Annotated in this window: 11 protein-coding genes; all 11 read right to left on the reverse strand. The window is 49.0% G+C overall.

The annotated features are described in order from the left end of the window. Window positions 1-11: 11 nt before the first annotated feature. Window positions 12-875 (reverse strand): ABC transporter ATP-binding protein, encoded by an 864-nt coding sequence (locus NZ043_RS31045; RefSeq protein ID WP_091028519.1) that lies wholly within the window; start codon window positions 873-875, stop codon window positions 12-14. A 2-nt stretch (window positions 876-877) separates the two neighbouring features. Beyond that, window positions 878-3,796, reverse strand: coding sequence for an FtsX-like permease family protein (locus tag NZ043_RS31050; protein WP_339310083.1), 2,919 nt, complete (start codon window positions 3,794-3,796; stop codon window positions 878-880). Further along, on the reverse strand, window positions 3,796-4,905 hold the full coding sequence (locus tag NZ043_RS31055) for an efflux RND transporter periplasmic adaptor subunit (RefSeq protein ID WP_091028513.1): 1,110 nt from the start codon (window positions 4,903-4,905) through the stop codon (window positions 3,796-3,798). The genes NZ043_RS31050 and NZ043_RS31055 overlap by 1 nt, the downstream gene beginning before the upstream one ends. Then, entirely contained in the window at window positions 4,868-5,815 is a 948-nt protein-coding gene (locus NZ043_RS31060) for an ABC transporter ATP-binding protein (RefSeq protein WP_105599685.1), read from the reverse strand. The genes NZ043_RS31055 and NZ043_RS31060 overlap by 38 nt, the downstream gene beginning before the upstream one ends. Before the next feature lie 272 nt (window positions 5,816-6,087). After that, window positions 6,088-6,729 (reverse strand): orotate phosphoribosyltransferase, encoded by a 642-nt coding sequence (pyrE, locus tag NZ043_RS31065; RefSeq protein ID WP_036614805.1) that lies wholly within the window; start codon window positions 6,727-6,729, stop codon window positions 6,088-6,090. After that, window positions 6,726-7,466, reverse strand: coding sequence for an orotidine-5'-phosphate decarboxylase (gene pyrF, locus NZ043_RS31070; RefSeq protein WP_272907465.1), 741 nt, complete (start codon window positions 7,464-7,466; stop codon window positions 6,726-6,728). The genes pyrE and pyrF overlap by 4 nt, the downstream gene beginning before the upstream one ends. A gap of 103 nt (window positions 7,467-7,569) precedes the next feature. Continuing rightward, entirely contained in the window at window positions 7,570-10,788 is a 3,219-nt protein-coding gene (gene carB, locus NZ043_RS31075; protein ID WP_062835433.1) for a carbamoyl-phosphate synthase large subunit, read from the reverse strand. Window position 10,789: 1 nt separating this feature from the next. After that, window positions 10,790-11,932, reverse strand: a complete 1,143-nt coding sequence (carA, locus tag NZ043_RS31080) for a glutamine-hydrolyzing carbamoyl-phosphate synthase small subunit (protein ID WP_062835434.1) — start codon at window positions 11,930-11,932, stop codon at window positions 10,790-10,792. A 437-nt stretch (window positions 11,933-12,369) separates the two neighbouring features. Further along, entirely contained in the window at window positions 12,370-13,674 is a 1,305-nt protein-coding gene (locus NZ043_RS31085; RefSeq protein ID WP_339310087.1) for a dihydroorotase, read from the reverse strand. Window positions 13,675-13,800: 126 nt separating this feature from the next. Continuing rightward, on the reverse strand, window positions 13,801-14,715 hold the full coding sequence (locus tag NZ043_RS31090) for an aspartate carbamoyltransferase catalytic subunit (RefSeq protein WP_276314456.1): 915 nt from the start codon (window positions 14,713-14,715) through the stop codon (window positions 13,801-13,803). Continuing rightward, a complete protein-coding gene (pyrR, locus tag NZ043_RS31095) occupies window positions 14,712-15,275 on the reverse strand; it encodes a bifunctional pyr operon transcriptional regulator/uracil phosphoribosyltransferase PyrR (protein ID WP_091034809.1) in 564 nt (187 codons plus the stop codon). The genes NZ043_RS31090 and pyrR overlap by 4 nt, the downstream gene beginning before the upstream one ends. Window positions 15,276-15,295 lie beyond the last annotated feature (20 nt).

Here is a 15,295-nt window from a genome sequence, read left to right on the forward strand (position 1 = left end):
CCCCCTCTTAATTATCTTGGCGGTGTAATCACAATACGTTCACCGTCAAATTCCAATGTAGCCCGGTTATCAATGGATAAGGCCTCCAGATACTCTTTTGGCACCTGAAGCCGCCCTGCACGGTCAATAATGACAAATGCTTCGTGAATGTCCGGCATACCCGATTCGGACAAGTTATGCTCATCATCCAGATTCGGGTTGCGCTTCACAAACTCGGTACTGGTCAAGCCGTCCCGAATCGCAACGATCCGGTCTACCTTGCCAGCAAGCGTCAAGTCATGGGTAACGATGACAATCGTAACGCCGAGTTCCTTGTTCATTCTTCGGAAAATGCCCATAATTGTATCACATGTCTCGGAATCGACCGAACCGGTTGGTTCATCTGCAAGCAGAATTTTGGGACGATTGGATAATGAGATCGCAATCGCTACCCGTTGCTGCTCTCCTCCTGACAATTGATGCAATTTGTTATGCATCCGATCCTTAAGACCTACCCATTCGAGCAACTGTTTCGCGTAAGCACGATCACGCTTGCCTCCCAGAATCATGGGAGTCTCTACATTTTCCAATGCAGTGAGATAAGGCAGCAAGTTACGACCGTTATTTTGCCAGATAAAACCTACCGTATGACGTTTGTATTCGACCAATTGGGCATCTGTCATTTTCAGCAAATCCCAGTCTCCCACAACAGCCGTACCAGCTGTAGGACGATCAAGCCCGCCCAGAATATTCAGCAGCGTGGATTTACCGCTACCGCTGTTACCGATGATGGCCATCATTTCACCTTGATTGACAGTCAGGTTGAGACCCTGAAGGGCAACGACTTCCACATCGCTGGATTTAAAAATTTTGACAAGTCCTTCGCATTGGATCACGTTTACCTCTCCTCTCCCATTTTGACTGCCTGGTGAACCCGCAATCTGCGAATCTGCCAGAGCAACATCGTTGCACCAATGACCAGCATCACTACGGTGACCCCATACAGTTGCAACATATCTTGCTGTTCAAACACAATCCGGAACGGAGGTACCTGAGCAGATACATTATCCGTTGTTTGCAGGAATGGCAGGAATAAACGACTGGATACCTGACCAATACCGATACCGAGCAGGATCGATAGACCTGCTGTGAACACCTGCTCCAGCAGCAGCATACCGCTCAGTTGTGCGCGTGATAACCCCATGGCTCGTAATACACCAAACTGCACAACACGTCCAGACAGGTTGAAGAACCAGTACAGCACGTATCCGATCAACGAGATAATAACCGAAACCAGGAAACCAAGGCTCAGAATCCCGAATACGCCACCTCTTGACGGATGTTTACCCTGAGATACCAATTCGGTCCGTACGTCACGCACAGACGATAACTCAATGCCTTCTGCTGCAAGTTTCTCCATTAGTGGAGCCACTTTGGCATCCGGTTCCATTTTCAGCCATACCTCATAAGGAATCAGAGGCACCTGATCATAGATATAATCCAGATTCGCCACGAAGAATGGCATCTGATCCGGATACTGGGCTGGCCAGTAAGGAATGATCCCGAACACGACGAATTCAATCGCCTGTCCCTGTACACCCATGGAGACGAGGTCTCCAGTTTTCAACTTAAATTTGTCAGCAAATTTGGAAGAGATCAATACAGCCCCTTCATATCTACCAAGCAAGTCAAGATACTTGTAGGGATGTGCCGGGAACAGATCGTTGCGGAACCACGCCACTTGAGCAAAGTCCACATTATCAATTCCGACCAGCATCCCCTGTCCGCCCGATTTACCAGAGACGATAATATTGCCTTTGGTCTGCAGCACTCGTGCTGCATGTTCAACCCCGTCTAATCTGCGGAACACTTCAAATGGAGGTTCGGAGTAGATGACTTTGGATGGCTGCGAAGAACCGCCGCCGCCTGGAGCACCTCCACCGCCATTGCCTCCGCCGGAACCACCACCAGCAGAACCTCCTCCTCCATTGCCACCACCTTGTTGACCTCCACCCGTACCGCCATTCTGTCCGGAACCACCGGGTTTAACCTCAGGTGTTCCTTCCCACACAGTCTGCATAATCACATCAGAACCATAACGGTACAAGGTACGCTCAGTGGAATTCAGATCAATCGTCCGAGCAGCAGCCGAGTTGTAAACCCCAAGTCCCAGTGTCAGTACAAGGAGGATCATCAGCGGATAATATGAAGAAGATGAACGCGATAGCTGTGTTAATGTCAGATACAACGGGACCGGGAGAAACTTGCGACCGATCAACTGAATGAGCTTTAATATCCACGGGAACAAGCGCAGGAAGAATAGTCCAAGCGCAAAGATAGCGAGTGCTGGTACAAAGAACAGAAACGGCTGTACCTGCAACTGATCAGTTGTCATTCCGGTCTGGAAGGTCAACATCTGACGTTCATAGAACAGGTAGTATCCATATCCAGCCAGACCCAGCAACACAACGTCTAGGAACCAGCGTTGCCATACTGGAGCACGGTCTGTCCGTGCTTGGCGCCGTTTGGCAGATACAATGGTTGCCCGTGCATAGGTTATCGCAGGGATAAGTGATGCGATGATCGCAACAAGGACCGCTGCTACGCCCAGGAGAATAGCTTCTTTTGATACACCGATTGGAATGGACTTCCGATCTACGAACGAGAGAAAACCACTTGCTGAACCGATACTCTTGGCCATAAACCAACCAAGCAACGGCCCAATAACCAGCGCAATAGCGCCCAGAAATATGCCTTCAAGCAGGTAAAGAGAGAAGATCTGCCGAGCTGAAGCTCCACGGCTGCGCAATACCGCAATATCACTCTCTTGCTTTTGTAATGACTGTCTGGCATTCATCGCAATGAAATAAAAGACCATCGCAATCATCGGTGCTGCCAAGGTAAACAACATGGTCTGCAATTGCAGACTCTGACTGCGGAACTGCTTGAGCAGATCACCAAAGGTGATGTCCACTTTTGTATCTTTCAGCCGCTGGTACAGATCGATATCCAGCCTTTCCAGCATGGAAGTCAGACCTGATAACTGGCTGGTTTGAATTTCCTTCAGATCAAAGGCATAATACCAACGTGAATTTTGAAGTGGAATCCCTTTTTCCTTCAGTAAAACATCATTAAAAACCGATTCATCCACATAAAGTCCATTCATCATGCCGTCAAATCCCTGTACCCAGTAAGGGCTGTTCGGATCATCTGCCTTGAAGGACCCCGTAATCTTCACACGTAACGTAATATCAAGGCCGCTATACACCGGATATTCCAGAATGTCACCGATATGCAGATCGTTACGGTACATGCCCTCTTCCAACATGACTGCCTCGATCGTGTCATCTTTGACCTGGTTTCCAGGTTTCACCCCGGCAGAGTAATTCACCTGTGCATCCAGCCCACTCATCGTACCCAGACTCATACTGCGTACCCTGCTGGCATCCACTTTGGTTGGATCTTCCGGGCTTACCTCTGTGCTGCGAATGGATCTCGAATTCACATACGTATGAAAAGGAAACCCGATGTCGCGAGGAACATCCTCACGAATATAACGATCTACTTCGTCCAGACCCCGAGTGTCTGTCTTCACGCCACCTGGTGCCTGATAACTCATCAGCAACGAACCGGCTGGCAACCCTTCACTGTTATCCTGCAGCGTCTGCGCGACAACCCGTTTCAGCGCACCATCGGCATACATTGGAATACTGACGGTGAACGCTACCGCCACAATCAATCCGATCAGTGTGCTGAAGGTCATCCAGCGCGTGTTCCACATTTTGCGGAACAGCAGCCGAAGCAATGGCAGCCCCATTAGCGTCCCACTACTTTCTGGCCTACGGTCAGACCTTTCAGAATCTCGACATCTGTCGATGTCTGCTGACCAACTTCAACGTCCACTTCACGCTTGCTGCCATCACTCTCCACGACTTGTACATACGTTCTTGAACCGATGGAGCGTAAAGCGGATACAGGAATCACAATTGCGTTCTCGGTACGCTGCGTTACAATTGAGACCGATAGTGGTGTGCCACGTTCCACGCCTTTTGGCATTTTTGCAAGGGTAACGATAACATACTTATCCAGCGTTTCCTTGGTTGGAGGCGTACCGCCTTCACCCGTCCCTTCGCCACTGCCGCTTCCCGATGCTTCCGCGATAGGCATGACTTTAATTTTGCCAGCGACTTTACCAGCTCCATTAATATCTACTTCTGCCTTCATCCCAGCTGAGAACTTCTCCAGATCTTCCTTGGCAAAGGTAGCTGCCACAACCAGATTGGATGTATCCGCAATCGTAGCAATCGGATCATACGCTTTCACGGCTGCACCCTTCTCTACCTGCACAGCAATAACGGTACCGCCAAACGGAGCAGTCAACGTGGCTTTGCCCAGTTGTTCTTCCAGATCAGCGAGTTCCTGGCGCAGTTCTTCAAAAGCAATCGTTGCTTCTTCGAACTCCACCGGGTCCATCTCATCCTTCTTGCGGAGTGTTTCCTTCATTTGAACTTCGGATTTGCGAATAGCAAGTTTCTTGCCACGGATCTCCTTCTCCACACTCTCCACATCGAGCACCGCGAGAAGTTGGCCCTTTTTCACTTTATCCCCTGGTTTAACATTTAACTCTTTGACATGCATGCCATCAAGCGTGAAGTACACCTTCTCTTCCCGCTGACTCATCATCTTGCCACTACCACTTACTTTTTTCTCCAACGTTTCCGTCCGGACTTCATATTCCGGTTTCTTGGAGATCGTTGGCGGCGTAATAGGCGGAAGCACTTCTTCTTCTGTTTCTGACGGCAGCAATGAGCAGCCGGACATCGTTGCAACCATTATCGCACCAAGTACAATAAGTGCTGCGCGTTTCCCCCTCTTCGGAGCGGCCCCTTTACCTGATAAATCTGCCGTCCGCCATTTCATAAACATGGTCCGCAACCTCCAAAATTGTAGGATCGTGTGTAGTCATACATATTGTTACTTGTTCTACTTCAATAATATTGCGGAATACGGCCATGACCTGAGCGCCCATCTTGGAATCCAATTCCGCTGTAGGCTCATCCGCAAGCAACAATCTGGGTCTATGTGCAATGGCCTTGGCTATAGCCACACGCTGTTGCTCTCCCCCGGACATCTCGAAAGGTCGGTGCTTCACCCGTTTGGATAGTCCAACCAGATCCAGACAGTGACCAACCCTGTCCTTCCATTCCGCTCGCGGAACATCCGCCATGCGCAGCGACAGTTCTACATTTTCCCAAGCAGATAATAAGGGCATGAGTGCATATGCCTGAAAAATAAAACCGATCTCTTTACGCCGCAAAGCGGTCCGCCTCCGGTCTCCCCAATCCTGAAGAGGCTGGCCAGAGAACAGAATGTCTCCACTTGAAGGCTGATCCAGTCCACCGAGCATATTCAGCAGTGTTGTTTTTCCTGAGCCCGATCGCCCCTTCAGCATGACCAGTTGTTGCGGATTCACTTCCATATCAATGCCTTTGAGCACATGGATAATGCGACTGCCTGTCTGGAAACTGCGATGCACGTTACGCACCTCCAGTACAGGTCCATCATATGGAGGTAACATATCCTTTTTTGGTTTGATCTTCTTCTGGGGTTCATCAACGGTGGTGACAGCAGCTGCAGCCACTTCATCCGAAGCGATTTCACTTTCAGATAAAGATACTTCACTTGTCGGGTGCGCTGGTTCACTTATGTATGTACTTTCCCCCGACTCCGTCGATGCCTCCAACGGTGTTTCCCCCTGTTGATGTTCATCGCCTGACTGGCTCTTGGCAGTTCTTTTTCTGAGAAATAAATTCTTCATGCCAGCAATCACGCTCATCCTTTCTTGATATACCGATCATTTCTTCAAAAAACCTAAAATTAGAAATCTGTTCCAACCTACACTGAATTATAAACGACCGATCCCAACTAAAAGTTACAAGCTTTTTACAACGGTAGAGGGAAAAAGTTAATATTTTGATGAACAAACGAAAAAAGCACCCCAAAGTGCGGGATGCCTCTTGCATATTCGATGGTTTTGCCGCTATGACGGCAATCATTACAATTTTGATACCGTTCATTCATGAACATTTTTTCGAGGTATCAATGATATTATTTACCAAATGAAGAAGGATCTTCACGCCAGGATTTGAGCAATTCAAAGTCACTCTCCTGAATCGTTCCCTGAGCCAAAGCCACATCCATCAGAGCCGTGTAATTGGACAACGTCTGAAGTGGAATTCCTGCGTCTTCGAATGCTTTAACACCTTTATCCAGCTGGTAGCTGAAGATGGCAAGTACGGCGAGCGGTGTTGCACCTGCTACGCGTACAGCTTCGGCTGCTTTGATCGAGCTTCCACCTGTAGAGATCAGATCTTCGATGACAACCACTTTCTGTCCTTCGGTAATCAGACCTTCGATCAAGTTCTCCTTGCCGTGTCCTTTCGCTTTATCACGAATGTAGGCCATCGGCAGATCCAGCTTCTGAGCCACCCAGGCAGCATGCGGGATACCTGCGGTTGCCGTACCTGCAATGACTTCTGCATCCGGGTATTGGTTACGAATAATCGTTGCAAAGGCCTCAGCGATATCGTTGCGAATCTCCGGATAGGACATCGTTAAGCGGTTATCGCAGTATATTGGTGATTTGATGCCGGATGTCCATGTAAATGGCTGCTGTGGACGTAACGCCACGGCTTTAATTTTCAACAGTTGGGAAGCAATATGATTCGGAATCTCATTCAGTTCGATCATGCGTTCAACATCTCCTTCAAAATGGTTTCTGCCGCTTCACGCGGATTGGGAGCGCCTGTAATGGGTCTGCCTACAACAATGTAATGACTGCCTCTGGCGATGGCTTCACCCGGCGTCAAGACGCGTGTCTGATCTCCCAGACCACTACCCGCTGGACGAATTCCTGGTGTAACGGTGTGAAAAGCACTGCCACACGCTGCCCGAATTGCAGGTACTTCCAGCGGAGAAGCAACAACCCCATCCAGTCCAGCCTCTTGGGCCAGTCCTGCATAACGGACCACAGCAGCTTCCACACTTCCCGGGATGCCAATCTCGTTATTCATCGTTTCCAGACTTGTACTGGTGAGTTGGGTGACTGCAATGATCTCGGGCTTGCTAAGGGAAGGATCGGCAGCGATTGCTGCCTCAGCACCTTCACGTGCAGCACGCATCATGAGGGCTCCACCCGCTGCATGTACATTGAACATGTCTACCCCAAGACGTGTGATACTTTCAGCACCGCCACGAACGGTGTTGGGAATGTCATGCATTTTCACATCCAGAAAAACGGAGTAACCTTTGGATTTCAACTCCCGAATAAAGTCAGGTCCTGCTGCGTAGAACAGCTGCATACCCACCTTGAGATAACAGGGAATGCCTTCAAGAGCTTGTACCAATGCTTTCGCTTCTTCCGCTCCAGGATAATCCAGTGCCACCATCAGACGGCCAGCCATTTCATTGAAACTCGCTTGATTCATCACCAGCGCTCCCCTCCACTTGCTCATTTTTTCCGTTTTTGCCCGATATAAAGGACATCCCGCCAGCCCGCAGGCTGACTGATGTCCTTCATCAGAGAGTTATTTATTTTACAAAGACAGGCATTGCTTCCGAAGAGAAGTTGATCGTTTGCAGCATAATCAGCAGCGCACGAATCGTATCCAATGAAGTCATACATACAATGCCGTTTTCTACCGCTTCACGACGGATACGGAATCCATCACGCTGCGGTGTTTTGCCTTTGGTGAGTGTGTTGAAGACAAAGTTTGCTTCGCCGCTGCGGATCATATCCAGAATGTTTGGCGAACCTTCACTTAATTTGTTCACAGTCGTTACCGGAATGTTCGCTGCTTCAAGCGCAGCTGCTGTTCCGCCGGTAGCCATGATTTTGTAACCCAGTCTGTAGAAACCTTCGAGCAAAGGAACCGCTTCGTCTTTGTCTTTGTCTGCTACAGTCACAACAATCGCTCCGGTTGCCGGAATTTTCATTCCTGCGCCGATGAGACCTTTGAACAACGCTTTAGCGTAATTCGGGTCACGACCCATAACCTCACCTGTGGATTTCATCTCAGGTCCGAGGGTTGGTTCAACACGACGCAGTTTCGCGAAGGAGAAGACCGGAACTTTGACAGATACATGATCTGATTCAGGCCACAGTCCATCGACATAGCCAAGATCTTTCAGTTTCACACCCAGAATGGCTTGTGTTGCCAGGTTCGCCATCGGAATGTTGGTTACTTTGCTCAGGAATGGTACGGTACGGGATGAACGCGGGTTCACCTCGATAATGTACACTTGGCCATCATGGATAACAAACTGGATGTTGACCAAACCTACCGTTTTCAGTTCTTTGGCAATTTTGATTGTAATCTCTACAATTTTCTCTTTCATATCCTGGGACAGGTGTTGAGGAGGATATACCGCGATGGAGTCACCAGAGTGAACCCCTGCACGCTCGATATGTTCCATGATTCCTGGAATCAATACCGTTTCACCATCACAGATGGCGTCAACCTCAACTTCTTTACCCATCATATAACGGTCGATCAGGACCGGATGCTCCGGATTGATTTTAACCGCCTGTTCCATGTATGTCAGCAATTCAGCATCGGAGTATACAATCTCCATCGCACGACCGCCAAGTACATAGGAAGGACGAACCAATACTGGGTAGCCCAGACTTTGAGCTGTTTCTACCGCATCATCAACGGAAATGACTGTTTTACCTTTTGGCTGTGCAATCTCCAGACGGGAGAGCAGACGTTCGAACTTCTTGCGGTCCTCCGCCTCATCGATGCTTTCCAGATCCGTTCCGAGAATGGTTACACCTGCATTACGCAGTGGTGCTGCCAGGTTGATGGCCGTTTGACCACCGAACTGTACGATAACCCCTACTGGTTTCTCCTGTTCAATCACGTTCATGACATCTTCGAAGAAGAGCGGTTCAAAGTACAGGCGATCGGATGTATTAAAGTCCGTAGACACCGTCTCCGGGTTATTGTTGATAATGACTGCTTCATATCCTGCTTTTTGCAATGCCCATACTGCGTGAACAGTAGAGTAGTCAAACTCAATCCCTTGACCGATCCGGATTGGTCCTGAACCCAGCACCACAACTTTTTGCTTGTCTGAAGGGATCACTTCATTCTCTGTCTCGTAAGTTGAGTAGTAATATGGCGTTGTTGCTTCGAACTCAGCTGCACATGTATCTACCATTTTGTACACTGGGCGCAGGTTCTCTGCTTCCCGACGAGTTCTAACTTCCGCTTCAGTTGTTAATGTGCCTCCTGGTTGACCTTGCGCACGCAGTTCAGCAATGGCACGGTCTGTGAATCCAAGGCGTTTCGCTTGATACAGAATGTCGGAAGACAATTCGGATTCTTCGCGAATGCGATCTTCGAATGCGATCAGACCTTCGATTTTGTCCAGGAACCACCAGTCAATCTTGGTCAAATCCTGTAGCTGTTGCAACGTATAACCTCTGCGGAATGCTTCGGCAATCAGGAAGATGCGCTCATCATCTGCTTTGATCAGACGTTCGTTCAAGGTAGCTTCGTCCAGCGTTTCGGCATCCTTCAGGTAGAGGCGATGTACGCCAATTTCCAGGGAACGAACTGCTTTGTGAATCGACTCTTCGAATGTCCGGCCAATCGCCATTACTTCGCCTGTTGCTTTCATCTGAGTTCCCAGTTTACGGTTCGCCGAGATGAACTTGTCGAACGGCCAGCGAGGAATTTTGCTCACGATATAATCCAGCGTAGGCTCGAAACAAGCGTACGTTTGACCTGTTACCGGGTTCACGATTTCATCCAACGTGTAACCCATGGCAATTTTGGCAGCCATTTTGGCAATCGGATAACCCGTTGCTTTGGAAGCCAGAGCCGATGAACGGCTTACCCGTGGATTTACTTCGATAACATAGTATTGGAAGCTGTGTGGGTCCAGTGCAAACTGTACGTTACATCCACCCTCGATGTTCAGGGCACGGATGATTTTCAGGGAAGCTGAACGCAGCATTTGATATTCACGGTCCGACAGGGTTTGGCTTGGTGCTACAACGATACTGTCGCCTGTATGAACACCTACCGGGTCGAAGTTTTCCATGTTGCAGACAACGATACAGTTATCATTTTTGTCCCGCATAACCTCATACTCGACTTCTTTCATGCCTGCAATGCTCTTCTCGACCAGACATTGCCCAATCGGGCTGTAACGAATTCCCGCTACCACGGTCTCGCGTAGCTCTTCTTCGTTCGCACAGATTCCGCCGCCTGTTCCGCCCAGCGTATAGGCTGGACGCACGATGATTGGATAACCAATCTCATTTGCAAATTCAAGTGATTCTTCAAGTGTGGTTACGATCACACTCTCAGGTACAGGCTGTTCCAGTTCACGCATCAGGTCACGGAACAGATCACGATCTTCCGCTTTCTCGATGGAAGTCAGCTGTGTTCCGAGCAATTTCACATTTTCACGTTCCAGCACGCCTGCACGTGCCAGTTCTACCGCCATGTTCAGACCTGTCTGACCACCCAGTGTTGGCAACAAGCCGTCTGGACGCTCCTGACGAATGATTTGGGTTACAAAATCCAGTGTAATTGGCTCAATGTAGACTTTATCAGCCATGTTTGTATCCGTCATAATGGTCGCCGGGTTGCTGTTGATAAGTACAACTTCCACGCCTTCTTCTTTCAGAGCCTGGCAAGCTTGCGTACCGGCATAGTCGAACTCGGCCGCTTGACCGATGACGATTGGACCGGAACCAATCACCAGGATTTTTTTGAGATCTTTGTTAATCGGCATGTTATTGTGCTCCTTTCACTGCGGCTGCCAATACGGCTTGACGCGGCTTTTGCGGGTTAGTGATCTTGTGCTCGCGAATCATCTCGATGAAGCGGTCGAACAGATAGCTGTTGTCGTAAGGACCCGGGGCTGCTTCAGGGTGATATTGAACCGAGAATGCCGGGAATGATTTATGTTTCAGACCTTCAATGGTCTTATCGTTATTGTTGATATGTGTAACTTCCAGGTCTGTACTCTTCACAGACTCTTCGTTTACGGTAAATCCATGGTTCTGGGATGTGATGAAGCAACGTCCGCTCTCCAGTTCTTTCACCGGGTGGTTTCCTCCGCGATGTCCGAACTTAAGTTTTTCGGTGTCTGCTCCTGCTGCAAGTGCGAACAACTGGTGACCCAGGCAGATACCGAAGATCGGGTATTCGCCAAGCAGTTCACTGATCATCTTAACTGCGTGAGGTACGTCTTTCGGGTCCCCAGGGCCGTTGGACAGTTGAATGCCATCCGGGTTCAGGCGACGAATCTCGTCTGCTGTTACATCGTGTGGAACAACAACAACGTCACAGTTACGTTTGCTGAGTTCGCGCAAGATTCCTGTTTTAGCACCGTAATCCACAAGCACAATACGTTCAGCCGTTCCTGGGCTGTTGTAGACATGCTCCGTAGAAGTCATTGGCACCTGGTTACGCAGCTCGGCAATGGTGGTGTCTCCCATCATCTCCAGCAGTTCTTCCACAGGCTTCGATCCTGTTGTGAGAATTCCCTTCATTGTGCCGTGGTGACGAATCCGGCGAGTCAACATGCGTGTATCAATTTCGCTGATTCCTACGATGCCGTATTCTTTGAGCAGATTGTCTACGCTGTATTCCGCACGCCAGTTGCTTGGCGTTGGCTCATGACGACGCACAACGAAACCATGTACGTATGGACGAATCGACTCAAAGTCATCACGCGTAATGCCGTAGTTTCCGATCAGCGGATACGTCATGGTTACGATTTGACCGCAATAGGAAGGATCCGAAAGCACCTCTTGATAGCCTGTAATTCCCGTATTAAAAACGACCTCACCTGTAGTTTCACCTTCAGCACCAAATGCTTTCCCGGTGAACAGTGTGCCGTCTTCCAACAATAATCTTGCCTGTGCCTGCATCCCATTTCACTCCTCTGTGTTTATCAACGTTGAATGGCATTTGGGTTGAACATGGGGGACGTTACGATTGTGCGGCTCCGCTGACAGAAAACCCTTTGATCGCTGTTATCCCCGGATTACTTTTTATCATTTTTCAAATGATGTAATCCGGTGATAAAGGCGAACGCTTTGCTTCTTCGGGTCTTTTCTGTCCGCTCCGCAGTTACGTTGGTGTCCAAGTTCAAAACCATGACATTCAACTTTGCTTGTTTCGTATATTTGACTCTCGGCAATGATCTGCCTCGAGTTAGTTGAAAAGATGTTACTGGTGTAAAAGTTGTAGATTAAGTTTTAGAGTTAGATTTAAAAAGATTTGTTGTTTTAAAAAAGTTAAGAATTACTGTTACTGATATAAAGAGTTAAAGATTACTGATTTATAAATTTGCTGAGTTACCGTTTTATTGTTGTACAGTGTTGCTCCATACGCTTTTGCCGTCCACCCATGTTTGTACGGCCCAGCCTTTCAGCTTCCAGCCTGTGAATGGGGTGTTTCTTCCTTTGGTTGCAAACGTTGCAGGATCAACTGCTTTTTCCTCGTTCAGGTCAATCATCGTGATATCCGCTGGTGCTCCTTCTTCCAGTTTGCCAGTATCCAGTCGGAATACACGTGCCGGATCAGCTGTCATGCGTTTCACCAGGAAGTCCAAGCTCCACAGTCCTGTTTCCACAAACTTGGTGTACAGCAGTGGGAAGGCGGTTTCGAATCCTACGATTCCGAAAGGTGCCAGCTCCATGCCTTTGGCTTTCTCTTCTTCACTGTGTGGCGCGTGATCAGTTACGATCATATCCAGCGTACCGTCTAGCAAGCCTTCAATACAAGCCTGCACATCGCGTGGTGAGCGTAGTGGCGGGTTCATTTTCCAGTTGGCATCCATGCCCGGGATATCTTCATCCGACAACACCAGATGGTGTGGACATACCTCAGCAGTTACTTTAATGCCGATGGACTTCGCTAGACGAATCAGACGAACCGATTGCTCTGTACTTACGTGACAGACATGGTAGTGAACTCCTGTTGCTTCTGCGAGCAAGATATCACGGCCAACGTGGATGGCTTCGGATTCATTTGGAATCCCTTTGATGCCGTGGCGCTTCGAAAACTCACCTTCCGTCACATATCCACCAACAACCAGTGAGTCATCTTCACAGTGTGCGATCACTGGCATATCCATGCTTGCCGCGAGGCTCATGGCATCTTTCATCATTTGAGCGTTTTGTACGCCTACACCGTCATCTGTAAATCCAATAGCGCCTGCTTCTTTTAATGCGGCAAAATCGGTAAGTTCACGACCCAGTTCATTTTTTGTAATGGCAGCATAAGGCAACACTTTAACCAGATCAGCTTCTTTGGCCTTATCCAGTACCAGCTTCACAACTTCCGCTGTATCTGTTACTGGTCTTGTGTTTGGCATGCAAGCGATTGTTGTAAAACCACCTTGTGCTGCTGAACGGGCACCTGTCTCGATCGTCTCTTTGTGTACGAATCCAGGTTCACGCAGATGCACGTGCATATCGATCAATCCCGGAATGACCAGTTTGCCTGATGCGTCTGTTACACTCTGTGCTGATTTTTCGGCATCCAGTACAGCTTGGTCTTCCAGACCAGCGATCTTTTTAATTTTACCTTCATCTATAATGATGGTTTTCCGTTCAAGTTCCCCTTTTTGGTTCAAGACGTTCGCGTTTTTTATAATCTGTAGCATAATTGCCCTCCGCTTCGGTTCTGTCCAGCTTACCAGGCAAGCCGGATGATTTTCTTTATCGTGTACTCTCTTATTGCTCTATAAGAACTACCGTACCGTCAGCCTATGACCCACAGCCAGACCCTGTTACAGTTTCATCGCACGTTCCATAACCGCCATGCGGATGGGAACGCCATTTGCCATCTGCGGGAAGATCCGTGATGCTTCACTTTCCACAACCGCGTCATCTACCTCGACGTTGCGATTCACAGGAGCAGGGTGCATGATAATGGTGCTTGGTTTTAGGCGTGATGCCCGTTCTTCCGTCAATCCGTAGTGTTCGCGATAATCCTCAGCTGAAGTAATTAAGCCATGTTGATGACGTTCCAGTTGAACACGGAGCATCATGACTACATCTGCATCCAGCGCTTCTTCAAGACCGACATAAGGAGCATGCTCTGCGAGTTCCGGTGCCTGCATCGTTTGCGGAGCACAGAAGCGTACATCTGCACCAAACTTTTGCAGTGCCCACAGGTTGGAACGAGCTACACGGCTATGCAGGATGTCACCAATGATGGAGACACGCAAGCCCTTCAGTTCGCCAAATGCTTTCCTCATTGTGTAGAGATCCAGCAACGCCTGTGTGGGATGCTCATTGTTGCCATCTCCGGCGTTCACGAGTGGTACATTCACTTTCTGAGCCAGTTGTTGCAGAACGCCTGCCGGTTTCAACCGGATCACGCCTGCATCAATGCCCATCGACTCAAGTGTTCGTACCGTATCGTAGATGGACTCTCCTTTTTCCACACTGGATGCGGCTGCCGTAAAGTTCAGCACTTGTGCACCCAGGCGTTTCTCTGCCATTTCGAAGGAGAAGCGGGTACGTGTGCTGTTCTCGAAGAACATGTTCGCAACAAAGCGTGATTCCAGTACAGGAGCCAGTTTCTCTTTCTGCGCTTCCCAGTGAGCCGCTCTGTTCAGAATGGACTCGATTTCTCCTCGACTAAGTTCCTTCAGTCCAAGCAAGCTTCGGTCTCTCAATGCTGTCTGTGTAATCATTATGCTTGCTCCCCCCGGTTCTGAGTGATTTTGACTTCGTCCTGTCCGTCCGTTTCCATGAGTGCAACTTCGATCTCCTCTGATTTGGAAGTCGGCACATTCTTGCCGATAAAATCAGGTCGAATTGGAAGTTCCCGGTGTCCGCGGTCTGCGAGTACAGCCAGCTGAATGTTCTGCGGTCTTCCACAGTCCATCAGGGCATCCATCGCTGCGCGAATCGTCCGTCCGGTATAGAGCACATCATCGAACAAAATCACTTTTTTGTTATGAATCGAAAGTGATTCAGGTGTCATAATCAACCTTTCCTTGCGATTCGCTTTATTTTCGTCCAAGCGGTCATCGCGGTAAGGAGTCACATCCAGTTCTCCCCAGGGGACTTTGGCGCCTTCGATTTCTTCAATCTTGGCGGCAATCCGTTCTGCGAGGTAAACCCCGCGTGTGCGGATACCGACCAGCACACAATCGTCGATTCCTTTGTTTTTCTCCAATATCTCATGGGCAATCCGTGTTAGTGCGCGGCGGATCGCCGTCTCATCCATAATGACATGTGTCTCTGTGCTCATGCGTTCAGCCTCCTCAGGAT

Origin of the sequence: Paenibacillus sp. FSL k6-2145 (genome assembly GCF_037976585.1) — a bacterium.
Classification (GTDB): Bacteria; Bacillota; Bacilli; order Paenibacillales; family Paenibacillaceae; genus Paenibacillus.

What these genes read in the sequence shown, in the direction of transcription:
- NZ043_RS31060 (WP_105599685.1), bottom strand. Translation starts at nt 5,815, where the DNA reads ATGAGCGTGATTGCTGGCATGAAGAATTTATTTCTCAGAAAAAGAACT.
- NZ043_RS31050 (WP_339310083.1), bottom strand. Translation starts at nt 3,796, where the DNA reads ATGGGGCTGCCATTGCTTCGGCTGCTGTTCCGCAAAATGTGGAACACG.
- pyrE (WP_036614805.1), bottom strand. Translation starts at nt 6,729, where the DNA reads ATGATCGAACTGAATGAGATTCCGAATCATATTGCTTCCCAACTGTTG.
- carA (WP_062835434.1), bottom strand. Translation starts at nt 11,932, where the DNA reads ATGCAGGCACAGGCAAGATTATTGTTGGAAGACGGCACACTGTTCACC.
- carB (WP_062835433.1), bottom strand. Translation starts at nt 10,788, where the DNA reads ATGCCGATTAACAAAGATCTCAAAAAAATCCTGGTGATTGGTTCCGGT.
- NZ043_RS31055 (WP_091028513.1), bottom strand. Translation starts at nt 4,905, where the DNA reads ATGTTTATGAAATGGCGGACGGCAGATTTATCAGGTAAAGGGGCCGCT.
- pyrF (WP_272907465.1), bottom strand. Translation starts at nt 7,466, where the DNA reads ATGAATCAAGCGAGTTTCAATGAAATGGCTGGCCGTCTGATGGTGGCA.
- NZ043_RS31085 (WP_339310087.1), bottom strand. Translation starts at nt 13,674, where the DNA reads ATGCTACAGATTATAAAAAACGCGAACGTCTTGAACCAAAAAGGGGAA.
- pyrR (WP_091034809.1), bottom strand. Translation starts at nt 15,275, where the DNA reads ATGAGCACAGAGACACATGTCATTATGGATGAGACGGCGATCCGCCGC.